This is a genomic window from Shewanella corallii (assembly GCF_023349125.1).
Taxonomy (GTDB): Bacteria; Pseudomonadota; Gammaproteobacteria; order Enterobacterales; family Shewanellaceae; genus Shewanella; species Shewanella corallii.
Genome location: NZ_JAKIKT010000001.1, coordinates 1,094,389 through 1,119,815, shown reverse-complemented (window position 1 = coordinate 1,119,815; position 25,427 = coordinate 1,094,389). Strand labels below are relative to the sequence as shown.

General features: G+C 51.6%; 26 protein-coding genes. All 26 read right to left on the bottom strand.

The features are described from left to right. Positions 1–2: 2 nt before the first annotated feature. Positions 3–272, bottom strand: coding sequence for a flagellar biosynthesis protein FliQ (gene fliQ / locus L2725_RS04985; protein WP_115134909.1), 270 nt, complete (start codon positions 270–272; stop codon positions 3–5). After that, entirely contained in the window at positions 269–1,012 is a 744-nt protein-coding gene (gene fliP, locus L2725_RS04980) for a flagellar type III secretion system pore protein FliP (RefSeq protein ID WP_428985270.1), read from the bottom strand. Before fliP ends, fliQ begins: the two co-directional genes overlap by 4 nt. An 8-nt stretch (positions 1,013–1,020) precedes the next feature. Continuing rightward, positions 1,021–1,377, bottom strand: a complete 357-nt coding sequence (fliO, locus tag L2725_RS04975; RefSeq protein WP_249247918.1) for a flagellar biosynthetic protein FliO — start codon at positions 1,375–1,377, stop codon at positions 1,021–1,023. A gap of 11 nt (positions 1,378–1,388) precedes the next feature. Next, positions 1,389–1,778: a flagellar motor switch protein FliN gene (fliN, locus tag L2725_RS04970; RefSeq protein ID WP_248934683.1), complete on the bottom strand. Its 390-nt coding sequence runs from the start codon at positions 1,776–1,778 to the stop codon at positions 1,389–1,391. A 9-nt stretch (positions 1,779–1,787) separates the two neighbouring features. Further along, on the bottom strand, positions 1,788–2,816 hold the full coding sequence (gene fliM, locus L2725_RS04965; RefSeq protein WP_115134917.1) for a flagellar motor switch protein FliM: 1,029 nt from the start codon (positions 2,814–2,816) through the stop codon (positions 1,788–1,790). A 21-nt stretch (positions 2,817–2,837) separates the two neighbouring features. Further along, on the bottom strand, positions 2,838–3,350 hold the full coding sequence (fliL, locus tag L2725_RS04960) for a flagellar basal body-associated protein FliL (RefSeq protein WP_249247917.1): 513 nt from the start codon (positions 3,348–3,350) through the stop codon (positions 2,838–2,840). Between the two features lie 89 nt (positions 3,351–3,439). After that, entirely contained in the window at positions 3,440–5,095 is a 1,656-nt protein-coding gene (locus L2725_RS04955) for a flagellar hook-length control protein FliK (RefSeq protein WP_249247916.1), read from the bottom strand. 161 nt (positions 5,096–5,256) lie between these two features. Continuing rightward, the gene (gene fliJ / locus L2725_RS04950; protein WP_249247915.1) at positions 5,257–5,700 is read right to left on the bottom strand and encodes a flagellar export protein FliJ; all 444 of its coding nucleotides are present in this window, start codon (positions 5,698–5,700) and stop codon (positions 5,257–5,259) included. Positions 5,701–5,727: 27 nt separating this feature from the next. Continuing rightward, positions 5,728–7,068: a flagellar protein export ATPase FliI gene (gene fliI / locus L2725_RS04945; protein WP_249247914.1), complete on the bottom strand. Its 1,341-nt coding sequence runs from the start codon at positions 7,066–7,068 to the stop codon at positions 5,728–5,730. Beyond that, a complete protein-coding gene (gene fliH, locus L2725_RS04940) occupies positions 7,037–8,122 on the bottom strand; it encodes a flagellar assembly protein FliH (protein ID WP_249247913.1) in 1,086 nt (361 codons plus the stop codon). Before fliH ends, fliI begins: the two co-directional genes overlap by 32 nt. Beyond that, positions 8,109–9,155 (bottom strand): flagellar motor switch protein FliG, encoded by a 1,047-nt coding sequence (gene fliG / locus L2725_RS04935; protein ID WP_249247912.1) that lies wholly within the window; start codon positions 9,153–9,155, stop codon positions 8,109–8,111. The genes fliH and fliG overlap by 14 nt, the downstream gene beginning before the upstream one ends. Further along, positions 9,148–10,836, bottom strand: a complete 1,689-nt coding sequence (gene fliF / locus L2725_RS04930) for a flagellar basal-body MS-ring/collar protein FliF (protein ID WP_249247997.1) — start codon at positions 10,834–10,836, stop codon at positions 9,148–9,150. The genes fliG and fliF overlap by 8 nt, the downstream gene beginning before the upstream one ends. Before the next feature lie 32 nt (positions 10,837–10,868). Beyond that, positions 10,869–11,204, bottom strand: a complete 336-nt coding sequence (gene fliE / locus L2725_RS04925) for a flagellar hook-basal body complex protein FliE (RefSeq protein ID WP_248934675.1) — start codon at positions 11,202–11,204, stop codon at positions 10,869–10,871. 130 nt (positions 11,205–11,334) lie between these two features. Next, complete coding sequence (locus tag L2725_RS04920; protein ID WP_249247910.1) at positions 11,335–12,690, bottom strand: sigma-54-dependent transcriptional regulator; 1,356 nt, start codon at positions 12,688–12,690, stop codon at positions 11,335–11,337. Continuing rightward, positions 12,690–13,772: a sensor histidine kinase gene (locus L2725_RS04915; RefSeq protein WP_249247909.1), complete on the bottom strand. Its 1,083-nt coding sequence runs from the start codon at positions 13,770–13,772 to the stop codon at positions 12,690–12,692. Before L2725_RS04915 ends, L2725_RS04920 begins: the two co-directional genes overlap by 1 nt. Before the next feature lie 93 nt (positions 13,773–13,865). Next, entirely contained in the window at positions 13,866–15,299 is a 1,434-nt protein-coding gene (locus tag L2725_RS04910) for a sigma-54 dependent transcriptional regulator (RefSeq protein WP_249247908.1), read from the bottom strand. Positions 15,300–15,576: 277 nt separating this feature from the next. After that, complete coding sequence (gene fliS, locus L2725_RS04905; RefSeq protein ID WP_249247907.1) at positions 15,577–15,987, bottom strand: flagellar export chaperone FliS; 411 nt, start codon at positions 15,985–15,987, stop codon at positions 15,577–15,579. Positions 15,988–15,994: 7 nt separating this feature from the next. After that, positions 15,995–16,318 carry a flagella biosynthesis chaperone for FliD, FliT gene (locus L2725_RS04900; RefSeq protein WP_428985257.1) on the bottom strand — a complete coding sequence of 108 codons (324 nt, stop codon included), beginning with the start codon at positions 16,316–16,318 and terminating at the stop codon, positions 15,995–15,997. A 7-nt stretch (positions 16,319–16,325) separates the two neighbouring features. Then, on the bottom strand, positions 16,326–17,690 hold the full coding sequence (fliD, locus tag L2725_RS04895; protein ID WP_249247906.1) for a flagellar filament capping protein FliD: 1,365 nt from the start codon (positions 17,688–17,690) through the stop codon (positions 16,326–16,328). Between the two features lie 31 nt (positions 17,691–17,721). Then, positions 17,722–18,105: a flagellar protein FlaG gene (locus tag L2725_RS04890; protein WP_249247905.1), complete on the bottom strand. Its 384-nt coding sequence runs from the start codon at positions 18,103–18,105 to the stop codon at positions 17,722–17,724. 113 nt (positions 18,106–18,218) lie between these two features. Then, positions 18,219–19,037: a flagellin N-terminal helical domain-containing protein gene (locus L2725_RS04885; protein WP_249247904.1), complete on the bottom strand. Its 819-nt coding sequence runs from the start codon at positions 19,035–19,037 to the stop codon at positions 18,219–18,221. A 228-nt stretch (positions 19,038–19,265) separates the two neighbouring features. Next, positions 19,266–20,087, bottom strand: coding sequence for a flagellin N-terminal helical domain-containing protein (locus tag L2725_RS04880; protein WP_248934666.1), 822 nt, complete (start codon positions 20,085–20,087; stop codon positions 19,266–19,268). 90 nt (positions 20,088–20,177) lie between these two features. Then, positions 20,178–21,377 carry a flagellar hook-associated protein FlgL gene (gene flgL / locus L2725_RS04875; protein ID WP_249247903.1) on the bottom strand — a complete coding sequence of 400 codons (1,200 nt, stop codon included), beginning with the start codon at positions 21,375–21,377 and terminating at the stop codon, positions 20,178–20,180. Positions 21,378–21,388: 11 nt separating this feature from the next. Further along, positions 21,389–23,302 (bottom strand): flagellar hook-associated protein FlgK, encoded by a 1,914-nt coding sequence (gene flgK / locus L2725_RS04870; RefSeq protein WP_249247902.1) that lies wholly within the window; start codon positions 23,300–23,302, stop codon positions 21,389–21,391. A gap of 4 nt (positions 23,303–23,306) precedes the next feature. After that, a complete protein-coding gene (gene flgJ / locus L2725_RS04865; RefSeq protein WP_249247901.1) occupies positions 23,307–24,314 on the bottom strand; it encodes a flagellar assembly peptidoglycan hydrolase FlgJ in 1,008 nt (335 codons plus the stop codon). 15 nt (positions 24,315–24,329) lie between these two features. Then, positions 24,330–25,421: a flagellar basal body P-ring protein FlgI gene (locus L2725_RS04860; protein ID WP_249247900.1), complete on the bottom strand. Its 1,092-nt coding sequence runs from the start codon at positions 25,419–25,421 to the stop codon at positions 24,330–24,332. Between the last annotated feature and the right edge of the window lie 6 nt (positions 25,422–25,427).

The following is a 25,427-nucleotide window of genomic DNA, read 5'->3' as shown; positions in this document are numbered from 1 at the left end:
AGCTACCCCACCACAACCGGGATTAACTGCACCATCTGCATAAAGAAATCCATCAACTTCTGAATAAGCCAGTGGCCCAAAAACATCAACGCCAGCAGGGTGACCAGCAGACGGGGAAGAAAACTCAGAGTTTGTTCGTTGATGGAGGTCGCTGCCTGAAATACGGCGACCACCAATCCCACCAACAAGCCAGGAACGACGATGGCGGAGACTATCATCACAATCACCGCCAGGGCTTCACGAAAGATATCGACTAGGGATTCTGGTGTCATGTGCCGAGTCCAAAGCTATTGGCCAGCGTCCCCATTACCAGAGTCCAGCCATCCACCAACACAAACAACATGATTTTAAAAGGCAACGACACAATCATGGGAGACAGCATCATCATACCCATGGCCATCAGAATACTGGCCACTACCAGGTCAATCACCAGAAATGGGATAAACAACATAAAGCCGATTTGGAAAGCGGTTTTAAGCTCGCTGGTAATAAACGCCGGGACTATGACACTCATGGGACTCTGTTCCGGCGTACTGATATCGTCGTAACCGGCAATATCAATAAAGGTCTTGAGATCTGTCACCCGGGTTTGAGCCAGCATAAAGGCTTTCAGCGGCTCTTTGCCCCTGTCATAGGCCTGCTGCAGTGTCAGTTGCTCATCCATATAGGGCTTTACACCGACATCGTAAATCTCGCTGAAAATCGGTGACATAATAAACATAGTCATAAACAGACTCAGGCCAATCAATACCTGATTGGACGGGGTTTGCTGCAGACCGATTGCCTGTCTGAGAATAGAGAGAGTGACAATAATACGGGTGAAGCAGGTGAGCATGATGACCATGGCGGGCAGGAAGCTCAGCGCTGTCATCAACAGCAGGATCTGCATGGTCACGGAGTATTGAGTGCCGCCGTCGGGAGTTTGAGTGACAGTGACAGCAGGCAGTATGCCATTATCTGCAAACGCCGCGCTGCTCAATATCATCAGCAGCATCCCTGCCAACCAGACCATCCTTTTCATCATTGCTGTGATCTCACCTTTTGCAGTTGTTCAGCAAAACTTGTGGGGGTTATCTCTAAGGGCTGTTCAAGTTTGTCTATCAGATTGATTTGATGAGGAGTTACGCCCAGCAGGTACTGCTGCTCCCCGACCTCCACCAACACCAACTTCTCTTTTTGTCCCAAAGGCGTTACCGCCAGGGTTTTCATCTTGCCGTTACTGCTGGGAACCAGATTGAAACGCTTAACCAAAAAGGCCAGCGCGAAGATCAGCAAAAGCACCAAAATCAAACCACCCACCATGCTGGCCATGGTGGCGAGGTTGGATGAAGGTGTCGCCGTCTGAGCGGCCGCAGAGGCCGCCATTATTGTCATCATTACTTGCCTGCTTACTTGAGCTTCTTGATCCGCTCTGTCTGACTTATCACGTCTGTGAGACGAATACCAAACTTGTCGTTAACCACAACCACTTCGCCGTGGGCGATCAGGGTGCCATTAACCATCACATCCAGAGGCTCACCAGCCACCCGGTCCAATTCAACCACTGAGCCCTGGTTCAACTGCAGCAAGTTACGAATACTGATAAAACTGCGCCCCACTTCCATTGAAATGGTCACAGGAATATCCAGAATCGAGTCCAGCTTGGCCTGCTCTTCATCAGACAGCGGGCTGGACTCATCTTTAAGCTCATCAAGCTCTACCGCCTGTGCAGCAGCCTCCTCTTCGACCTGCTCGGCCATGGCAGCAGCCCAATCATCTCCGATATCTTCTTCACTCATACAAACACCTTATAAGTCATCTATATTTTTGGATTTCCCTTTACGGGTAATCAGCTGCAATTCTGATTTCACAGTTTCAGGCCGCGGTATCTTTTCGTAGACCTTTAATGCCAGGTTGTCTTTCGACTGGCCGAGTTTACAGCGGAAACTGGGGAGTTCTTCAACATCCATAATGATGTATTCAGGCATCTCCACCGGAATAATGTCACCCGCTTTCAGCTCCATCACGTCCCGCAGACTCACTGTCTTCTCGACTACCTGAGCCTCAACGCCGACTTCCACATCCATAATTTCTTCGCGCAGAGCCTTGGACCAACGAATATCCGTATCCTGAGTATCACTCTGAACACCGGCATCCAGCAGCTCACGAATCGGCTCAATCATGGAGTACGGCATGGTGATATGGAAATCACCACCACCACCGTCCACTTCGATATGGAAGGAGCTAATCACCACAACTTCTGTCGGGCTCACAATGTTAGCCATCGCCGGGTTAACTTCAGCGTCCAGATATTCGAACTCGGCATCCATTACCGGTGCCCAGGCATCCTTGTAATCTTCAAAGATGATTTTCAGCAGCAGTTGCACAATCCGGCGCTCGGTTGGAGTGAATTCCCGGCCCTCAATCTTGGCGTGAAAGCGGCCATCACCACCGAAGAAGTTATCCACCAGAATAAAGACTAACCTGGCTTCCATGGTAATCAGTGCGGTGCCTTTCAGTGGGTTGAAGCGCACCATATTAAGGCTGGTCGGAACAAACAGAGTGTGTACATATTCACCGAACTTGAGCATCTGCACGCCGTTAATAGACACCTCGGCTGCGCGACGCATCATATTGAACATGCTGATCCTCAGGTGGCGGGCGAATCTCTCATTCACCAGCTCAAGGGTCGGCATCCGACCACGGACGATTCGATCCTGCGAAGAAAAATCAAACGACTGGGTGGAACCCCCACCATCGCCGGGAGAATCTTCTTCAACGTCATCGACTCCATGGAGCAGAGCATCAATTTCGTCTTGGCTTAATAAGTCGGTCACGCTAAGGCCTCTGGTAACGGGTTACTGCATTACAAAACCGGTGAACAGTACTTTCTCCACCACTTTCTTTCCGGCAACCGGATTCAGGGTGTTCTGCACGTTCAGCAGGGCTTTCTGCCTCAGGTCATCTTTACCAACCTGAGTTTTTAACTTGCTGACATCTGCGGTACTGAATGTGGACAGCAGCGCGTCTTCAATCAGGGGAATGTGCTTCTTGGCGGTCACTTCATTGTCATCACCGCGTACCATTAACTGCACTTTGATTTCGACCAGCCGACTTCGTTGAGGTCCGGCGAGGTTAAATAGGAAGGGTCTGGGCATTCCCACATACTTGGCTTCCCCGGTATTGGTTTCTTCAACCTGTTCAACGGCTTCTCCGCCTGCAGTTGCTTCTGCGGCAGGCTCTTCGCCTCCCATCATCAGAAATGCTGCTGCGCCACCGCCCAGTAAAACCACCACAATACCGATAATCAGAAACAGCTTGCCCTTACCTTTGGGCTTTTCTGTTTCTTCCAACTCCAATTCGTCAGCCATATTTGCATCCTTGTGTTTTATCTACCCGCTAAGTCCCGGAATAATTTCATTTATATTCCGACTCCTGACTTCCAGTATAGGTTACTCACTCAGGCGTAATAATCTATACCTGAGGTTCCTGTGCGGGTCGGATTTATTGTACTTGTCTGAACGTCTGCTGCATTTTCATCCGAATCCGGGTTATTCCCGGCTGAAGCACTGTTGGCTTCACCGTCGCCCTGACCACCGGATGAACTGTCCTGGGATGAAACCTGACTGTCTGCCAACTCCATTCCCTGTGACTGCAGCATTTCTCTCAGTCTGGGAATGGCCTGTTCCAGCATATCCCGGGTTTGCTGCTGCATAGCCTGGAACTGCACCTGAGTTTGGTCACCATTGACCTGGATCCTGACCATCATCTGCCCCAGCTCAGGCGGGTCCAGTCGAATCTCTGCCTGCCCAATACCTTTGCTCACCATATTGACCAGTTGCTGCTGCATCAAAGGCGCAAACTTTTGAACCATATTCTGCTGTTGCACTTGAGCTTCCTGCCCCTGACGCACAGAAAGCTGGAATTGAGGAACTTCACTGCGGTGAGTTTGAGTCGTGGCCCCCTGGTTCTGCGTCAGTTGATTGACTCTTTCTGCGGCATCTTCCACATCCCCGCCGGTTAGCGTCAATTCAGCCCTTTGCAGTTGGACTGCAGCATCGGACAAGCTGACCTTTTCACCTTTGCCAACCAGCTCAGGCGTGAGTAATTTGATATCAGGATTGTGCTTCGACAGCTCTTTACTGTTTGCGGACGGCACTGCCTGAGACGAGACTGCCACAGAAGTAGCGGCGTTCAATCCAGTCACAGATTTTATCGATTCAGCAGTCTGTGCAGCGGTATTAAGAGTCTGCGCTTCACGACCACTGATTTGCAGCTCTCCACCCTTGCCAACACTGTTTTCAGCCTTGATAGGCTGCACATTATTTTCAATTAAAGCCGTGAGTTGTTGCTGTATCTTTGGCGGCAACATATCCAGCTTTGAAATAAGAGCCTGCAACTCAGCCTTATCCATTTTGGCCAGGCTGGTGACAGGAATATCGGTCAGCTTGGAAAGGGCTTGCAGATCAAGCTCTCCCTCTTTGTTCAGGGCGGACACTGCGTCCACTTTAGCTTTTGTTTCCGGGTCAGAGGACAATAACGCCCCAATCAGGCTTTTCAGCTCTGGCTGCTGAGTAAGCAGTTTTTCAATCTCAGCAGGGTCAACCTCATCACTGCCCAGCAGAGTCATCAGCTGCTCCAACCCTTCGACTTTGCCTGGATTGCTTTGGAGGTGGACAATTATTTCCCCCTCAGGCGGCAACTCAACGCCCCCCTCTGGCTTAGTCTGCCAATTCTGGGCCAGGCCGATTTGCGCGAACAGCAGATCCACTGCAGCAGGTATAGCATCACCTTCAGTATCTTCTGAGCCTGTGAGCCCAGACTCAACCTGTTCTTCAGCCGCCAGCTTCAACTCTTCATCAGATTCCTCTGCACGGGTCTCCTCATCAGACACGCCCTGCTGCGCCAACATAGACTCGTCCACAGTGCTGACTTCTTCAGCTCCATCAAGGGTTACAGAGCCTTTCTGGGTCTTGGCTGCCTCATGGGTTTCGGCGTCCTGATATTGCTTCTGGATCTCGGAAAACATCTCTGAAAAGCCTTCCGCCTGGCTCTCTTTGTTCGAGCCGGAAGGGGCTTTATTACCACCCAAAAGAATAGAACTGACCTGCTGCATATTAACCTCCGCTATTCTGTCGGCCCTGTGTCATTCCGCCGACAGTCACAATAGACTGGAATATATAAAGCAAATACCTTGCCAAAAACTTTAGGTTAGTGTGGTTAAATCGATAAGAAGTTAGAACTGGAAGGAGTCAAGAACAGGTTTGGCACCGGACATTATCTCAGATGACGCCGATGAAACTGTTGCATGGCGAACTCATCGGTTTGCTTCTGCTCCAGTCTCACCATCCTTTGCTCGGCAGCTTTGGCTTTTTTGTCCAGTAGCTGCTCTACCGCTTTCCGCTTTTGCTGTTTTTGCAGCCAGTTTTGCTGCCTGTGCTGTTGCATCTCCTGGCCTTCGGCAACCGAGTTAACCTGCTGCTCAATTGCATCATCAATCTGCTTGATGAACTTATGAAACTGCTGGTAAAAAGTCACACTGATATGGCCACCGGCTTTATCTTTCAGCTGCTGCATATACTCAAGACGATAGCTGTTCAATGCCTGCAGTTGAGCCTGACGCTTTTGCAGCTCGCCCCGGGCAGCCCGCAACTGCAGTGCAGCCTGATCTTCAGCCTCTTTGGCCAAAGAGAGCACGGTGAACAAAGGATCTTTCGCCATTCAACTTCTCCCTGACTACAACCGACGCTAGACCTGACACTGGGCGGCCATTTGAGTCATCATCAATTGACTGCTTTCCAGCGAAACGGTCTCCTTCATGGTCTGACGCAAAAAAGCATTCATCGCCGGTTGTAACCTGATGGCGTTATCCACTCTGGGATCACTGCCCTGACTGTAAGCACCAATAGAAATAAGGTCGCGATTTTGTTGATAAAGGGAATAGGTTTGCTTCACCTTACGCATAGCATCAAGATGCTCAGGTGAGATCACCATGGGCGCGACCCGGCTGATAGAAGCTTCAATATCAATCGCGGGATAATGTCCGGCGTCTGCCAGGGTTCGGGACAGCACGATATGACCATCCAGAATCGCCCTTGCGGCATCGGCAATAGGATCCTGCAGGTCATCCCCTTCGGTCAGTACCGTATAGAAAGCGGTAATTGAGCCCTCTCCCGGGGCGCCATTGCCTGCACGCTCAACCAGGCGGGGCAAACGGGCAAATACTGATGGCGGATATCCTTTGGTTGCAGGCGGCTCACCCACTGCCAAAGCCACTTCCCGCTGCGCCTGAGCATATCGGGTAAGACTATCCATCAATAGCAGTACGCTGTACCCCAGTTCTCTGAAATACTCAGCGACACGAGTTGCCGTTTCACAGGCACGTAAACGCATTAATGGCGAGTTGTCAGCCGGTGCAGCAACGACAACGGATCTTGCCCGCCCCTGCTCACCCAGGATCTCATCAATAAACTCTTTCACCTCACGGCCACGTTCCCCCACCAGACCAACCACCACGATATCGGCAGCCGTGCCACGGGTCATCATGCCCATCATCACACTTTTACCCACACCCGAGCCGGCAAACAGCCCCATACGCTGGCCCTTACCTACGGTCAACATGGCATTGATTGCCCGTACCCCAACATCCAAAGGTTGAGTGATAGCCTCGCGGGCCAGGGGATTGATAGGTTGGCTATGTGCCGGTGCCGTTTCGCTGGTTTTAAGCGGCCCCAGCCCGTCAAGAGGCTGACCACTGCCATCCAATACTCTTCCAAGCAGTGCCAATCCGACCGGCAGACGGCTTTTCTCCCCCAGTGGTGTGACTCTGGCTCCGGGCAGTACGCCCAGGAGTTCATCCACCGGCATCAGATAAAGCAGTTCATCATCAAAGCCCACGACTTCGGCGACCATCTCACCACCCATGGTCTCAATGGCGCACAGACTGCCTACAGGCGCGCGGCAACCACAAGCCTCCAGAGTTAACCCCACCACGCGTACCAGCTGACCGCTGGCTACCGGACGATAAGGGGGAATACTGTGTTGCTGCTTACGGATATTAGTCAGCAGTTGGCTCTTGCTGCTGTCCATCATCAGCCTCCTGCTTATCAGCCTGCTCTGCAGTGTTTGATTCACCTTCGTCGCCGGCAATCGGCTGGTGCTCACTGCTCAAAGGGGATGTGTCATCGGGTTGAAGCTCCTGCACAGGCTCCTCAGTGAGAGAGCTTTCAGCAACACCCTCAACGTCAACAGCATTGCCATCGATGGGCTGTTCCTTATTGATGGATTGCTGGCTGAGTTGATTGGATGCCTCGAGTTCATGCCTGCGATTGTCATAGTCACGCTGCAGTTCAGCCAGCTGCTCATCCGGCATAGCCAGCACTTTGGCGAGTCGCTCAGACAGTCTCAGGTCAACCTGAGAACGTTGCGTCTGCACCAGGCAATCGCCTTCACTCAAGGTAGGGTCTGATTCAATCTCCCACCCCTGTTTTTCCAACTGGCTGTGGCTGTAAGCTTCGCCCACCCGTCGGGCATCTTCAGGATGAACTCTGATACTCACCTGTTGCTGCTTAATGGGCAGGGCATCAACGCCCTGACGCAAGGCAGTGAGCACATGCTCTGGATGCGTTTTCAACTCTGCCATCACCACAGACTGTGCCAACATCATGGAAAACTTCACCAGCTCCATTTCCACTTCGGTATCCAGTAACGCCAAAGGAGCCTGCAGCTTAGCCATGGCGGACTCGAGTTTGGCCAGCACCTCTGTGCTGCGCTGCATCCCTTCATCGAATCCCTGTTGACGCCCCTGCTCCAACCCCTCTGCCATGCCCTGTTCATGCCCCTGGGTATGACCCTGCTCCAGGCCTTCGCGGTAGCCCTTCTCCTTTCCTTCGGCAAAGCCCTCCTGCTCAGCCTCAGCCCGAATTTGCTCCAGCTCCGCCATGGTGGGCGGCATCATGTTCTCGGGCTCTTCCTCATCAGGTCGGCCAAGGCGCTCTTTGTAGCCAAAAGCATCCGACTTCGGAGCAGTATCTGACATGCCGACATTGGGCAAATCCCAGGCTTCAAACACCCGGGTATCATCGCCGCTCAAATAGGGCTTGCGAGCTGTTACAACCTTGGTGTCAGTATCAGAGGAACTCATCGCCACCACCGCCGCCTAGCATGATTTCACCGGCATCAGCCAATCGACGGGCAACACCGAGGATCTCTTTCTGAGCCAGTTCCACTTCGCTGATACGGATTGGGCCCATGGCTTCAAGGTCGTCACGCAGCATATCTGCCGCACGCTTGGACATATTGCCCAGAATCTTTTCCTTGAGTCCTTCCTCGGCACCTTTAAGCGCTCTCATCAGCACTTCCTGTTGAACTTCACGCAGCAAGGCCTGAATACCTCTGTCGTCGACATCGATCAGGTTGTCGAACACGAACATCAGATCCTGAATCTGCTGTGCCATCTCTTCGTCTGCTTCGCGCATAGTCTCCATAATCTGAGACTCCACCGCGGTATCCAGGAAGTTCATAATGTTGGCCGCCGCTTTCAGGCCACCCATCTTGGCGGCCTGAGCACCGCCCTGACCGGCAAACTGCTTCTCCATAATGTCGTTCAATTCCTGCAAAGCCGCTGGCTGAACCTCTTCCAGGTTGGCGATGCGCATCAGCAGGTCAAGACGGGTATTTTCAGGGAACTGAGAGAAGATCTCAGCGGCCTGATCCGGTTCGAGATAGGACAATACAATGGTTTGGATCTGCGGGTGTTCGTTGGCAATAATGGTCGCCACCTGACGTGGGTCCATCCATTTGAGTGACTCCAGACCTTTGGCGCCGCTGCCCATCACAATCTGTTCAATCAGATTGCCGGCTTTATCCTCACCCAGTGCAGCAGTCAGTGCTTTACGCACAAACTCTTCACTGTTGAAACCAATGGAGGAGTATTTCTGAATATCGTCCAGAAACAGCTTGTGAACGGCAATCACCTTTTCCTGACCAAAGTCCCGCATTGCCGCCATATTCTTACCCACCATCTGAACCTCTTTCGGCTCAAGGTGCTTCATAATGGATGCAGCGTCGGATTCGCTCAGGCTAAGCAGCAAAATTGCCGTTTTCTCAATGCCAGAGAGTTCTTCAACGTTGAAGGCTCCGCCCTCACCGCCTTTTTCTTTCACTTTATCATTCATTTGTTGCCAACCAGTTCTTAATCACCTGGGTCGACAATTCCGGCTCATTGGCTACCAGAGCCCGAATTGCTTTAATCATGTCGTCATCCTTGTGCAGATCAGGAATGGTAATGGAGCCATCTTCTGCATAGGAGTATTCAGAGTCATGAGGCTTGAGCATACCCAGGGTATCAGCAGCATATTGATCTTCAATTTCTGCCAGCTCATTACCCAGTCCCGGTTCATCAGGCATATTGTCCGCATCGGGGTAGATCAGACGCTTAAGCATAGGCCTTACCACAGCCAGGATCAGCACCAGAATAACCAGCGCCCCCAATACCAGTTTAACTGCTCGCCAGAACCAGGGCTGCTCCCACATTTCCGGCGCCGGGCCAGACTCCACCAATTGGTCCATAAAGGGCACTGTTACCACTTCGATGGCATCGCCTCTTTGGGTGCTGAAACCAATAGCTCCCTCGATTAAGCGGCGGATATTGGCCAGCTCCTCGGCGGTGCGGGGAACCCGTGTCACTTCGCCATTTTCAGCGGCAGCACCAGCTTTGAAGTCCACAGCCACCGACACACTGACACGACGAACATTGCCCACCTGCTGACGGGTATGACTGATAACCGTATCCAGCTCATAGTTGCGGGTTGCCTCTCTGTGGCTACTGCCACTGGATTCTGAGCCGGCTGCCGCAGCATCTGCCGCATTCTGTGGAATGTTGGCTTCCATAGGGGGCTGATTGGTCAATGCACCGGGAATGCCGCCAATGGTTTGACCGTTGGAGTTGTTTTCAACCGTCATCTCACTGCGCAGAGCAGGCAGATCCGGGTTATAACGTTGTGCAGTCTCTTCCACGGCAGTGAAATCAAGATTCACATCAACCTGAGATGTAAAATTCTCAGGGCCCAGAATAGGGATCAGAATGGATTCAACCTTGGCCCGGTATTCAGCTTCCTTCTGCTGCACCAACTCAAGCTCGCGTCTGGCACGGGCAGAGACACCTGTCTGGCTGCCGGAGTTAAGCAAACGGCCGTTGGCGTCTGTTACTGTCACCCGGGTCGGGTCCAAACCTTCAACCGCTGACGCCACAATATCCACTACCGCGTCCACTTCCCCCTGATCAAGGCCGGCACGACGAGTAGTCAGTACCACAGTCGCGCTTGGCTGACTGCGGTGACGGGCGAATACATTTTCCTTGGGCAGCGCCAGAATCACTTTGGCACGGTTAATACTGTTGAGCTCTTCGATGGCACGAGCCAGATTCTGCTCCTGGCTGGCTTTCAGACGCGCACGTTCCATACGCTGGCTGACACCAAAACCTGAATCCTTGCTGAGATAGTCCTGCTCACCGGCACCAATGGCATCAACACCTTCCCGGGACAGCAGCATTTTGACTTCCTGATACTGCTCTTCCGGTACCTTGATAACATCGACGTCAATTTCGTAGGGGATTCTGGCCTTATCCAGGGCATCCAGTACCTCAACCATCTGCTGGGTATCCATCTTGCCCAGCGGACGATACTCAGGCTCCTGCGCCCAGAACATAATGAACACGGCAACAGCCAGGCAGATAGCCAGCGCGAGAATCATAGTGATCTGCTTTAACACATCCACTCCGCCCATACTGGCAACCACGCCGGGTTTGTTTTCCTGTGCAGTGGCGGCGTCTGCCGAATCTCCACTGCCCACAACCATTTCAGTACTCACAGCTCACTCCTGTCCTGGCATTACACCGGCATGCTCATAATTTCTTTGTAGGCCTCAACAAACTTGTTGCGAACCTGCACTGTTGCTTCAAAAGCGACGCTGGCCTTCTCTCTGGCAATCACAGTGTCGGACAGGGTGACTCTGGAGTCCCCCATCTCTAAACGGGTAGCCAGCTGAGCAGAGTTTGACTGCAGCTCAGTGACTGTCCCCAGAGCCTGAGACAGCAAAGCACTGAAATCGGCACCACTGGTGTTGTTGACCTGCTGGGTAACCTGAGTTTCAAGCCCCTGTGAAGGCGCAACCTCTCCTCTGAGGCGTTGCATTTCCATCATTAGTGGGTTGTCTGTAATCTGCATGCTGGACTCCTGGCGTCGAATTGTTGACGAGTCAATATCCCTTATATGAGTTAATGCAATTAGTTTGCCAAACTGAAAAAGCAGGCCAATTGGCCTGCTTAAATATTGATAAATAGGAAAGAGTTAAATATTAGGCAGGCAGTTCAATGCCCAATTCGCGCATTTTCGCCATCTTGTATCTCAGGGTTCTGGCACTGATCCCCAGCTTCTCGGCCACCTGTTTACGGCTGCCGTTACACTGACTCAGCGTCTCCAGAATAATGACATGCTCCTGCGCCTGCAGTTCCCGTCCAAGACTATCTGCCGATGCGTCCTGACTAATAGGTTGCTCAACAGGCGCACTCATAGCCATGGGCACATCCTGCAGATCCAGAATAATGTCGTCGGCAACCACCCTGCCTCCCTGAGCCAGGATCAATGCTCTTTGCATCACGTTATCCAGCTCCCGCACATTCCCCGGCCAGCGATGGGCAAGCAACTTATGTCTGGCGTCATCATCCAGTATTGGCGTATGAGTCATTCCCTGTTGCTGACTGTGACGTCCCAGCAGATGCTCAGCCAAAGGCAGAATATCCTTTGGACGCTCACACAATGCAGGCCAGGCCAGCGGGAACACGTTGATTCGGTAATAAAGGTCTTCGCGGAACCCGCCTTCAGCAGCCATCTGCTTGAGGTCCCGGTTGGATGTGGCCAGTACTCTGACATTCAACTTGATAGTCTTGCGACCACCCAGTCTTTCCACTTCCCGCTCCTGCAGCACCCGCAGTAACTTGGCCTGCAGTCCCAAATCCATCTCGGAGATCTCGTCCAGCAACAAAGTGCCGCCCTGAGCTTGCTCAAACTTACCGGGACAGGCCTGATAGGCACCGGTAAAGGCGCCCTTCTCATAGCCGAACAAAGTGGCTTCCAACATATTCTCAGGAATGGCCGCACAGTTGATAGCGACAAAGGGTTCATCCTGTCGGTTGCTGTGTCTGTGGATATACTGAGCCATCACCTCTTTACCACTGCCGCTTGGGCCAGTAATCATCACAGAGGCATCGGAAGTCGCAACACGCTGAGCCAGCGCCAGCAGCGCATGACTGCGTTCATCGGCAACCACAGGGTCATTGCCCGGCGCTTTTGGCGGCAGATAACGACTAACCTGATTGAGCAGTACCTCCGGCGCAAATGGCTTGGCCAGGTAATCCACGGCCCCCAGCTTAATCGCATTGACCGCATTATTAACCGTGGCATACGCCGTCATCAGCAACACAGGGATCTTAGGATAATTCTGCTGCAGAAAATTCAGCAGCCCCATGCCATCTACCCCAGGCATCTGAACATCAGTAATCACCATATCTACAGTATTGGATTTGAGCGCAATAATGGCCTCTTCACCGTCACAGCAGGTAATACATTCATACTGTCCCAGCATCAGCGTATCTTGCAGCGCTTCACGCAATGAGTGGTCGTCTTCAACCAGCAGTATTTTTGCCTGTACCATCAGATTACCTCCGGTTGTTTTTCAGCTGCCTGACTGTGCTGACACAAAGGCAGAGTCACTGTGGCTATGCAACCTTTGCCGGGCTGGCAACTCAGCTGTAGCTGGCCACCGTGATTGCGGATAACCGATTGCACCACGGCCAGCCCAAGTCCGGTTCCCTGTGCCTTAGTGGTAAAGAAAGGTTCCAATACCTGTTGCTGCAACTTGGTATCCAATCCCTTGCCGTTGTCTATCACCTGCAAGATAAGACTGCCACCTTGCTCCCGGGTGACCAGGGCAACCTGTGACGCCCCCGCTTCCAGACTGTTCATCACCAGATTGCCAATGGCACTGGCAAGGGCATTGCTGTTGCCAAGGACCATACCCTCACTGCGTTCATCACGGCTAATGACTGCAGACTGACGTTTGGCGATGGGCTCACAGTTGGCCATCACAGCATGCAGTACCGTCTGCAATTGCAGGCTTTCCGCCATCCCATCCTGGCGACCTTTAGCCATCAGCAGCATGTCGTTTACCTGACGCTCAAGATCATTGAGCCTGTCCACCAGCTTTTGCTGGAAGCGGTTTCTGGAGTCGGGCTGCAACGTGGCACTACCAAGATTGGAGGCATACAGAAGTGCGGCAGATAAAGGAGTACGGATTTGATGCGCCAGCGTGGCAACCATTTTGCCCAGCGCTGACAACCGCTGAAGGTGAGACAGGTTTTTTTGCAGCAGGCGGGTTTCAGTCAGATCAGTTAATACAATCAGCTGACCAGGCTCTGGGTCCAGAGGTGTCATCGCCAGTTTGACCCGACGACCATTTCGCAGCGATACCTCATGACCATCATCATCTTGAGGCGCAAAAGATCGCTTGATGATATTCAGCCAGCGCTCTCCTTCCAGGGGTTCCCCCAGAAGCTCCACCGCAACCGGGTTGGCCTCATACACAACACCGTCACCATTCAGCAGGATCACTCCTGAAGGCATGGCCTGCAGAATATGCTCCATGCGGGACGACATATTGGCCGCCTCCTGCATGGGGATCCACTGCTTTCCCGTGTGCTCTATGGTAGTAAACGAAGCCAAAGAGTTCGCTGACATAAAAAACCCCGTCAAAAAAACGTTTCTGACGGGGTTTATGCATTCACTATGCCAACAAAAGACTTACTTTTAAGCCAATGTTATTTATGGACTTTAATCTTTACCCATACCGTATTTACGCATCTTCTCGACCAGAGTCGTACGGCGAATACCCAGCATTTCAGCAGCCCGGGCAACCACATTGTCCTGCTGCTCCAGCGCCTGGCGTATCATATCGATTTCAAGTTCGGCCAACAGATCTTTAAGGTTAACCCCTTCAGGAGGCAGCTCACTGGGGAAGCGGGAATCGGGAATTTCTACCGGCTCTTCGTCATTGAAAATAGACGCCAGCGCATCACGCTCCATCTGCTCTTCACTGACTTCAACACAGTATTCAGGCACATCGATATGACGATATTTCACCGGCAGGTCATTTACATCGACCAGGCCACCCGGATACAGGATGGTCAGGCGTTCAACCAGGTTGGAAAGCTCACGGACGTTACCCGTCCAGCTGTGCTCTTTCAGGGAATCAATGGCACGCTGGGTAAAACGAACCTTACCACGGCCTTCGTTATATACCCGGCTGACCAACTCCTGCAGCAACAGCGGAATATCCTCCGCACGCTCGCTCAGTGATGGCATCTCTACCGGGAACACATTCAGACGATAGAAGAGGTCCTCACGGAACTCATTCCCCTCGATCATCTTTTCAAGATCTCTGTGAGTCGCAGCGACTACCCGTACATCCGCTTTCAATGTCCTGGTGCCACCGACCCGCTCATATACCCGCTCCTGCAACACTCGCAGCAACTTAACCTGCATCTGCAGCGGCATATCACCAATTTCATCGAGGAACAGGGTACCGCCCTCAGCCAGTTCAAAACGGCCTTTTCGGGAGCTGATAGCCCCGGTAAAAGAGCCCTTTTCATGACCGAACAGTTCACTTTCCAGCAGCTCAGGCGGAATAGCACCACAGTTCACCGGAATAAAGGGGCCATCACGTCGCGTAGACAGGTAGTGGATATTACGGGCAACCACCTCTTTACCTGTACCTGACTGTCCCAGCACCAGCACTGTAGCATCCGAGCCAGCAACCTGATTAATCAGATGACGAACCCGGGCAATGCCTTCGCTTCGACCAACCAGGCTACGGAACAGCTTGGTTTGGTTACCACTGGTAGGCACTTCAAGGCGCTTGGCCTGGCCGAAAACCTGGCAGAAATGGAGGAGCTCAGTGAGCTGGGGATAATTAAAAGGTTCTTCAATGGTACCCAGCATGTTACCGGCAAGTGCACCGTCTACTGAGCCCAGCAGCAACATAGGTTGCCAGGGAAATTTTGCCGAGATGGACTTCGCATCATCAAAGGAAACATTATCCAAAGAGATGATAAGGGCCCGAAAACGAGTCGCATCCAGCTTGGCTGAAAGTTCATCCATGGACAGGTGTTCAACCTGCTCGCCCAAAAACTCAAAGATACAGTTCAGGCGGGTTAACCGCTCTGACGGCTTTGAGACAATTAAGATTTGTTGTTCTGTTTGCATCATTCAGTAGGCCGTAAAGCTCAGTTATCGGGTTTGTGGCATTTATTCTTGATGTTAGTTGCTCAGACACCCTGTTTTGGTGGGGCACAGCTTTCTGTTCTGAGTATTTTACCAAGGGCATATTCTTATATCGATGCCCCGGACGCAAGTTTCTGTGCACTCTAATTGCTCGGTAACCTAATGATAGTTCAATTCAAGCCTTCGAATGCGACAATAACGTCAAATAACCGTCAAACGTCAAAAAGGCGCATTGATGCGCCTTACTGGTCGATATCCCTGGTCACACAGCTTCACTGTGAGAAGTCATATGGTGCTGATCTTCAGGGATAGCATCCCAACCTTCTTTGATGTTACGCAAGATTTCCATAACATCGTCGATGGCTTGAACATCATTGTTCAAATTAGCCTCGGAGATACGGCGGAGCATAAAGCTATATAACTCACTGAGATTATCTGAAATCTCACCACCTTCATCCATATTCAGACTGTTATTCAATCCATTGATAATACCCACGGCTTTACCAATCAAAATACCTTTATTGGAAAAGTCTTGCTGTTCAATGGCATAACGGCTTTGCGCCAGTCTCTCCAGCGCCCCGGCGAACATCATCTGAATAATCCTGTGGGGCGATGCAACGGCAATTTCACTTTCCAGCGAAACCTTTCGATATGACTGCAGCGATCCTCTCATAACTCACCTACCTATTTGCATCTATCGCTTTGTAAACATTAACCTGACGTTTGCTCTTACTCCCGAGATGCAACAGGGCCTGACGATGGGCTCTCATCTCTGTCGACTGACGGGTAAAGCTTTCAGTTAATGCCAATTGCTGCTGCAGATAGGCTTTGTCTGTAAAACTCTCGTCGGCCAACAAGGTATTGAGTAAAAGTTGACGCTTGCCTACTAAAGCAAGCAAATCTGATACCAAGTTGTCAGCATTTTCATCTTCAGCCGGCAAAGCTGTAAGTTTGCCGAGCAACTCAGTCAGCTGAGTATTCAATTCATCCAACGCCTGCATCATCACATCCTTAGCCGATTACGCCGGGCAGAGAGTTCAGTCTGTCCGCCAGTCCGGCACTCTGCTGGTTAAGCTGAGCAACCACCAGATCCATAGCATTGAACTGCTTAAGTAGCCGTGCTTCCAACAGTTCCATTTTTCTGGCAAAGGCTTCTCTCTGATCATCCAGCCTTTGCTGTTCAGACGTGTATGAGTTTTTACGGCTGTCGATCACGCCACCGGCTTTGACATAACTTTCAACCGTGGTATCCAATCGATTTGCCAAACCGGCAGTTTCAGTGGAAAACAGACTTTCCAGCTTACTCATATCGTTTTCGACAGCGTCGGATAGCTTGCTGCTGTCTACCGACATCTTGCCGTATCTGTCTACCGAGATGCCGATATCATAAAGAGCGATAGTTGAACCGCTGCCATCATCGACTCGTTCACTGATGGTATTTCTGAGCTGAGACTCCAGCGAGCGGATCATAGAGTCGCCCTGCAAAGCAGCGGCCTCTTTCTTATCGGCGTCGTAGGAGGAGAGGTTATCAATGGAACTGATAAGGTCGTTGTAAGCTGTCACAAACGCATTGACGTTTGCTGTCACAGCTTCGTTATCCTGTGCAATGGTCAGGGTGCTGGTTTCATTGAGGTCTGCATCGGTCAATGTCAAAGAGACGCCTGAAATCGCCCCCTCCACCTCATTGGACTGAGAAGTGAGTTTCTGGCCATCAATATAAATAATGGAGTCTTTGGCGTCCTGAATAGTCTCCAGGTTGCCAGTGCCAAACATATCGTTAAGCCCAGTTCCAGTGGTATCGGTCGCCGTCACATTGACAGCACTGTCAGTGCCGGTTTCCTGGGAGCTGAACACCAATCGGCTGCCGGCATCGCTTTTCACCACGGCGGCAGTAATACCTACATTGTCTGCGGCACTGTTGACTTTGGAGGCAATGGCGGCCAAATCATCACCACTGGCGATATCCACGCTGAAGCTTGCACCATTGACGGTAAAGTCAAGACTGCCCTCACCCACTCCGGCAGTGGCATCAGCTACATTGGTGCCACCGACTTTGTTAGCCTGCGCCAATTGCTCAACAATAATGTTATAGCTGCCAGGCTGAGCTGATTTGGTCGCTTCGGCAGTGAAAAAACTGCTGTCACCTGTAGACACAGATCTTTGGTTAAGACTGTCTCCATCTTTCAGCTTTTCAAGCGCGTCCTGGAAGGTGGACAATTTACTTTTCAGGGTGCCAATCGCCGACACCTTGGACTCAATGGTTTGTTCGGTTTTGTCGAAAATGGCTTCCTTTGGAACCTTTTCCGCATCAACCAATACCTGCACAATGCCGGTAATATCTAACCCTGAACCTATACCTGTTGCCGTCAGACCCATAACAACCTCTGAAAAGTGGAAGACGTAAGCTTTATGCCTCCGTCTTCATCAAAAGTCCTGTGACTTCAGTCAGTTTTGCCGCAAGCTCCAACGCTTCTTCGCTGGGAATTTGACGCAAAACTTCCCCTGACTCCACATCCAAAACACTCACCACACTGGTGCCCGAACTGTCGTCCACCCGAAAGGCCAAGCCTTTACGCATCATGGACATCATATCTGACATATTAGTTGCCAAATCCTCAAGCTGCTTCTCGGTGGGCTGCTCTTTCGCATTCTCTTTTTTGGCACTTTCTTCCACTGCATTGATCGTGCCACGTGGGTCCAGTTCAGGCTGCATTTGCTGCGACTGTTTGACCTGAATCCCACTTGCATCCTGCTTAGCGAGAGTTGATGTCGTTGCTGTTTGAATATCCATAGCGATTTCTCACCTCAACTAGCTATCTCAATGTGCTTTAACTTCAAAGCACGAAGGGAGATCCGTCACCGAATCTCCCTCCAAACCTCAGATTTTCGGTGCTTTCCTCAAACTTAGAGGAGGGAGAGCGCAATCTGTGGCAGCTGATTAGCCTGAGCCAACATGGCCGAACCAGTCTGTTGCAGCACCTGATTCTTGGTCATGGTGGAGGTTTCTTTCGCGAAATCCACATCTACAATACGGCTCTTGGCATCTGCAACGTTGGCCTGAGTATTGGCACTGTTACTGATGTTGTGGCTCAGACGGTTCTGAATCGCACCCAGTTTTGCGCGCTGGGTATCGATAGAGTTAATCGCCGCATCAATCCTGCCAATTGCAGAGTCACGACCCGCAGAGGTAGTTACTGTCAGGGCATTGACTGATAATGAGCCAGCGTTACTTTCACCTACAGAGATAGCAACGTCTTCTCCGTCCTGGTGGCCTACCTGGAACAGCTTACCGGCAGAAAAATCGCCATCCAGCAGCTTGGTGTTACCGAAAGCAGTCGTGTCACCAATTGCAGTGATCTCTGTGGCCAGCTGAGTAATCTCATCCTGCAGGGCCTGTAAGTCAGCAGTGCTGTTGGCACCGTTTTCCGACTGAACGGCCAAGTCACGCATACGTTGCAGCATGTTGGTTTGCTCCTGCATCGCACCTTCAGAAATCTGTGCAATGGAGATAGCGTCATTCGCATTACGCATACCCACTTCAAGGCCACGTACCTGACTGTTGAGTCGGTTGGAGATCGACAGACCGGCGGCATCATCCTTGGCACTGTTAATCCGCAGACCACTGGACAAACGCTCCATGGACGTAGCCAGATGGTTGTTTGACATGGTCAGGTTCTTTTGCGCCTTCAGTGAGGTCACGTTCGTGTTAACTGTAATCGCCATAATCCTATCCTCTTGAATAACCTGGCTTGGAAACATGCCTGTCTTTCATGTCAAGCCAGGCGGGTCTTTCTCGTTACAGTCACTTTAACGGCACCAATTGGATGAACTTTAGCCTTTTTTTAAAAATTTACCCCTAACGGAATATCCATAACTAACATTATGATTTAAAAACAAAAAACGCACCAAAGAAATTCAATTTCATCGGTGCAAATCTTTTTATTTACCAATTTATCCCAGCAAAGACAGGGCGATCTGTGGCAACTGGTTTGCCTGAGCCAACATGGCCGAACCTGTCTGTTGCAGTACCTGATTCTTGGTCATGGTGGATGTTTCTTTAGCAAAGTCGACATCCACAATCCGGCTTTTCGCATCGGCAACGTTGGCCTGAGTGTTGGCACTGTTACTGATGTTGTGGGACAGACGGTTTTGCACCGCACCCAACTTCGCGCGCTGGGTATCAATTCTGTTGATCGCATCATCAATACGACCAATAGCAGAGTCACGTCCGGCAGATGTCATTACCGTAATGGCGTTAACTGACAAGCTGCTGGCGTTATTGGTGTTCACAGAGATAGTTACATCCTCGCCATCCTGGTGACCCACCTGGAACAGCTTGCCTGCTGAGAAACCACCTGTCATCAGCTTGGTATTACCGAAGGCAGTACTGTTACCAATAGCAGTAATCTCTGACTTCAGCTGATTAATCTCATCCAACAGTGCCTGCAAGTCATCAGTACTGTTTGCACCGTTCTCCGCCTGGATTGCCAGGTCACGCATACGCTGCAGCATGTTGGTCTGCTCCTGCATCGCACCTTCGGCAATCTGTGCGATAGAGATAGCATCGTTGGCGTTACGCATGCCCACTTCCAGACCACGAACCTGAGAGTTCAGACGGTTGGAGATCGCCAGACCTGCCGCATCGTCTCTTGCACTGTTAATCCGCAGACCACTGGACAGACGCTCCATAGACGTTGACAGGTGGCTGCTGGACATATTCAGATTCTTTTGAGCCTTCATGGACGTTACGTTTGTATTAACAGTAATAGCCATTTTCAGTTCCTCTTCCTAGTTGTAACGCCAAGGCTTGGAGCTTGGCTAATCTTCAAACTAAATTCGCTTTGCACTTGGTCAGCTAAATCTCTAGAGATAATCAAACAGAGATAAATTACTGACTCTGCCAAACACACTCGACACCGCATTCAAAGCCAACTGCTGCTTTTCGAACTCGGTAATGGCCGAGGCGTAATCCAGGTCTTCCAGCAGAGAAAGAGCGCCGGTATTGGCCAACTTCTCTTCCTCGTGCCTGGAGGCATAACTGTCAAAGCTCTTTAGACTGTTACCAGTCTCGCCTCTGGCAATACTGATCTGGTTAAGACCGCTATCAGTGTTATTCAAAAGCTGTGCCAACTGTGCTTTACCGGCCGGAGTATTAATGTCTTCTGTTTCCAGCAGCGCGATCGCGTCGGCGAAATTATTCAGCAGATTGATCTCTGGCTCAGGCGTCAAAGTCAGGCTGTCTCCGGCTTTCGGGGTACCGCTGAGCTTGACCTCAATACCATTGAAACTCACGGGATTAGCGGAATCGAAGTTATTTACAGTGGTCACCAGGCCGTTGCCGGGATCCCTGACCTCCAGATTGACGCCACCCGCACCGTTATCGATAAAGTTGAAGGTATAGTCCTGCTCCACATGGGTAGCCGGATTGGTGATTTTGGCGCTTTTGACTTCAAATTCACCTGTCTGTCCAGCCAAATAATTGACGGAATAATCACCAAGTGCATTAGGAAAAACAAAGGCTTGGTCACCAGGAATATTGGTTGCCACCACCACGCCATTCGCCACTGCAGCGTCGCGCCTGCCGTCGTCTCCGGCATACAGATATTCACCGTTTACATCAGTTTCAAAAGGCAGGGTGTCGGTTTTGTAACCGGCAAACAGATAATTGCCGGTTTCATCCTTGGTATTGGCAAGATTCAGCAGCTCTTCCAGGGTGTCGCGCATCTCATCGGCAATCATTTGCCGCTCTGACTGACTCAAGCTGCCGTTGACGGCATTGAGGATCTGATCCCGCATCGACATGGACATCTCTTCAGCCGCGCCCAACTTGGTTTCCGCCAAAGACAGTCTGTGAGTGGCATAGTCAATGTTGCGCATATACTGATCCACCAGCGCATTTTGCTGATTCAGGTTATCTATGCCGTTGGCCGCCACAGGATCGTCGGCAGATGTATTCACCTTTTTGCCGCTGGAAAGCTGCTCGAGTACTCCGGCGGCAGAACTTTGCTGCTTCAGAATGCTGTTAATGTTCTGGTTGAACATTTGAGTCGTTGAAATACGCATAACCTAATCTCCTACCGCGCCGAGGTGATAAGACTGTCGAAAATCTGTTGAGATACCGTCATGATCCTGGCTGCAGCCTGATAAGACTGTTGAAAGCGCATCAGATTGGCGGCTTCTTCGTCGAGGTTGACGCCAGATGTACTTTGCACCCTGGCCTGTGCCTGCAGGTAAACGGCTTCCGCAGCTTCCATGCTTACTTCAGCAGACTTGGTTTTGTGTCCCACATTCTGCTTGGTGGTTTCATACACGTCGGCAAAGCTGGACTTACCGCCATTCATCAACTTGGCTTCATTCAACTTGGCCATCTGCAGAGCATTACTGTTGTCACCTGGCTTGATTGATAAGTCGAAGGTAAAACGTTCAGTACTTGTGCCATTGGCAGTGACGTCGAAGGTAAAGCCGAATGCACTGATGGAAGGTGGCGTGTAAGCCGTGGGGCCACCCACCGCATTGCCATCTTTGTCATACACCTGGTATTGGTTGGTGGCGGTGTTGATTTCAAAGGTCAGCTCACTGCCGGTCACCGGGAAGTTGGCCGCACCGCGGTTGTCTATGCTGGTGATCTGTACCTCCACATCACCGGCATTATTCTCATCGGCGCTGACGCCTGTGCCCGCCGCTATACCTTTAGGGTCGGTCATTTCGACTTTTAAGCCGGTTGCAGCACCGGCAGTGGGACGAATAATGAATTCATCACCATCGGCCAGGGCACCGGAATCGATATTGATGGTAAAGCCATCACCACCGGTCAATGTGGTTCCGCTCAGGGTCAAATTCTGAACATTACCGGTGCGTGAATCTTTCAGTTCATAGGTTGAAGGCGCGGTGAAGCTAAGCTCATATTGCGTGCCATTAAGCGCAGCGGTATCGGTTATCTCTACCGACAGCGCGGCCGTACCTGCGTTATCAGACACAGCACCTACCCTGCCGAAACTGGCCAGAGGATCATTGATATCGTTAAAGATGTTGCTGCCAACTTCACCGTTGAGATCCAGGCCCTGCTTCTGCATTTCATTGAATGCATCGGCAACACCCAGCGCCAGCTGACCAACCTCATGCATCGATGGCAACAGGGTTTCATCCCGATATTGGAACAAAGCACCGAGTTCGCCACCGACCTTGGTGCCATCAATGGCCACCGGATTACCGCCCACCTCTACAGCCAATTTAGGCTCCTGTGGGAATGGGTCACCATCCTGCAGGCTGACGGTCATCACCTCCTGACCGGACACCAACATGGCGGAGCCGCCCAGCATGACACTCTTAACTCCACCTTCCTGAGGAATAACATTAATCTGAACATAACCGCTGAGCTCTTTAAGCAATCTGTCCTGCTCATCCAGCAGCTGCATATTGCCTTCGCCGGTCTTCAGCAGTTCACCGTTAAGGTTGGCCAACTCAGAGGAAATTTCATTAATCCGCTTGGTGACACCTTCTATCTGGTCATTGGTGTACTGCATCTGACCATCCAGTCCTGACTGGATCTGATTAATGGCATTGGCCAGCTGACCGGCAGAATTGAGCACCCCGCCACGGATCCCCAGGTCTTCGGGCTGATCCACCAGATTCCCCAAATCGCTGAAGAGGTCATTCAGTCCCTGTGGCACGGCTTTGCCTATCTGAGAAAACAGGGCATCCAGTTCGGTCAACTTGGTATGACTGGTTTCGGCGTGGCTCAGGGTAGATTGGCCCAGTCTCAGTTCACGGGATGCAAACTCGTTATAGATACGCTTTACATCACTGACATAGGTACCCGTACCATAAAAGTTGCCACCAATCTGCTGAGGTAACAGGGCAGACTGCTGAGCAACCTGGCGGTGATACCCTTCAGTGTTGACGTTAGTGATATTGTTACTGGTCACACCCAGTTGTGACTGGGACGCCAATACCCCTGTACGGGCAATATTCAGTAAATCTACACCCATCTAGTTATCCTCCGGACGCCTTGTTAACGGTAATCCCGGCAACACCGGACGCCACTTGTTCAACTACTCTGCCCATCACACCAATCACTTTGTCCGCATAATCCGGGTCAGTTGCATAACCCGCCTGCTGCAGCGCTTTGATAAATTGATTGGGGTCTGAGGCCACAGCACGGGCATCACTGTACCTGTCGCTGCTACTGATAAAGTTCACAAAGTCTTCAAAGCTGCTTGCCAGGGAGTCGTAAACACGGAAGTCAGCCTGCTGACGCACAGCAACTCCCTGTTCAAACTCCAGGGTAGACACTCTGGCGTGCTCACCATCCCAGCGCTTGTCAGCTTTGATATTGAATAGGTTGTTGCTGGGGCTGCCATCACCACGGCGCACCATTTTCTGGCCCCAGCCAGTCTCCAGAGCGGCCTGAGCCAATAACACTTCCGGCTCGGTGCCCAGCTTATCGGCGGCCTGTTGCGCCAAAGGATGCAGGGCGTTGACAAACTCCTCAGGGGAGGCAAAGCGCACCGCTTCCTCTCCGGCTTGCCGCGACGGCAAAGATTTGCCACTGATCACTTCGTCCAGCTTTTCGCTCAGTGGCTTAAGCTGTGTTTGTGATTGAGCCGGTAACGACTCCAGTGTTGAAGCAGACTGAGATACAACCGGACCATTGAAGCCGCCTCTGAGCACACTGGCCGGCATAATGCCCGACTCAACCGGAGACAACTGCTGCACCATAAGGTCTGCCAGACCGAGTGCGCCCTGAGCGCCGAGCTCGACCGACATCTGTTGGTCACGCATCTGCTCATAAAACTGGGTGTATTGGGTATTGAAAGGACTGTCTGATTTAAAGGCTTCGTTGGCATCCCGCATGCTTTGCATCAGCATTTGTACGAAGATACCTTCGAATTGCTGCGCCACTTCCCTGAGGGCTGCCTTGTCATCCTGTTGTGCCCGGGCCCTGAGATTATCCAGGGCACCGAGGTCAAGATATTGTGCCGAATTTGAAAGCTTATCCATGGCCAGTGCCGGAAATCAGATGATGATAAGCTCACCATGCAAAGCGCCTGCCACTTTCAAAGCTTCTAAAATTGCCAGTACATCGGAAGGCGCAGCGCCCACCAGGTTAACTGCCCTGACCAACTCATCCAGCGTGGTTCCGGGGTTAAACAGGAACATGCGGCGGTTGTCTTCTTCCACACCTATGGTGCTTTCAGGTGTCACCACAGTATCGCCGCCCCCCAGAGGATTCCCCTGAGACACATTGAGTGATTCAGCAATAGTCACCGTCATGCCACCATGGGTGACCGCCGCTGGCAACAATCTGACGTTCTCGCCAACCACTATGGTGCCGGTACGTGAATTCACTATCACCTTGGCGGCTTCTTCAGCCAGATCCACCTGAATATTCTCCAGCGTTGCCAGGAATGACACCCGCTGAGAAGCATCTCTTGGCGCATTCACCTGAATAGAAGAAGCATCCAGCGCTCTGGCCATTTCAGGCCCCAGTAAGCTGTTGATTGCAGTCGCCATATTTCTGGCGGTGGTGAAATCAGCTCTATGCAGGTTAAAGGTCAGAAAATCGCCACTGGCAAAAGGATTGGGCACGCTGCGCTCAACAATCGCGCCATTGGGAATACGACCCACAGTCGGTGTGTTCTGAATAACCTGAGAGCCATCCTGACCTTCAGCACTGAAACCACTGACTACCATGCTGCCCTGGGCAATGGCATACACATTGCCATCAACCCCTTTCAGAAAGGTCTGCAGCAAGGTGCCGCCACGCAGGCTCTTGGCCTCACCCAGGCTGGACACGGTGACATCCAAAGTCTGGCCCGGCTTGATAAAGGCAGGCATATCGGCATTCACTGCCACCACGGCCACGTTTTTCACCTTGGGCCTGAAGTTGTCCGGCAAGTTGATGCCGAAGTTTTTCAGCATGGTTTTGAAAGTCTGTTCGGTATACCGGGTTTTCTCGCCGGTTCCGGGCAAACCCACCACCAGGCCGTAACCAATCAGTTGGTTCGAACGCACCCCCTGAATATTGGCGATATCTTTAATTCGCTGGGCGTCCGCCGGCAAAGAAAGCAGTATCAGGGCGGCAGCGATCAGAGTGGTAAATTTCATCCTGAG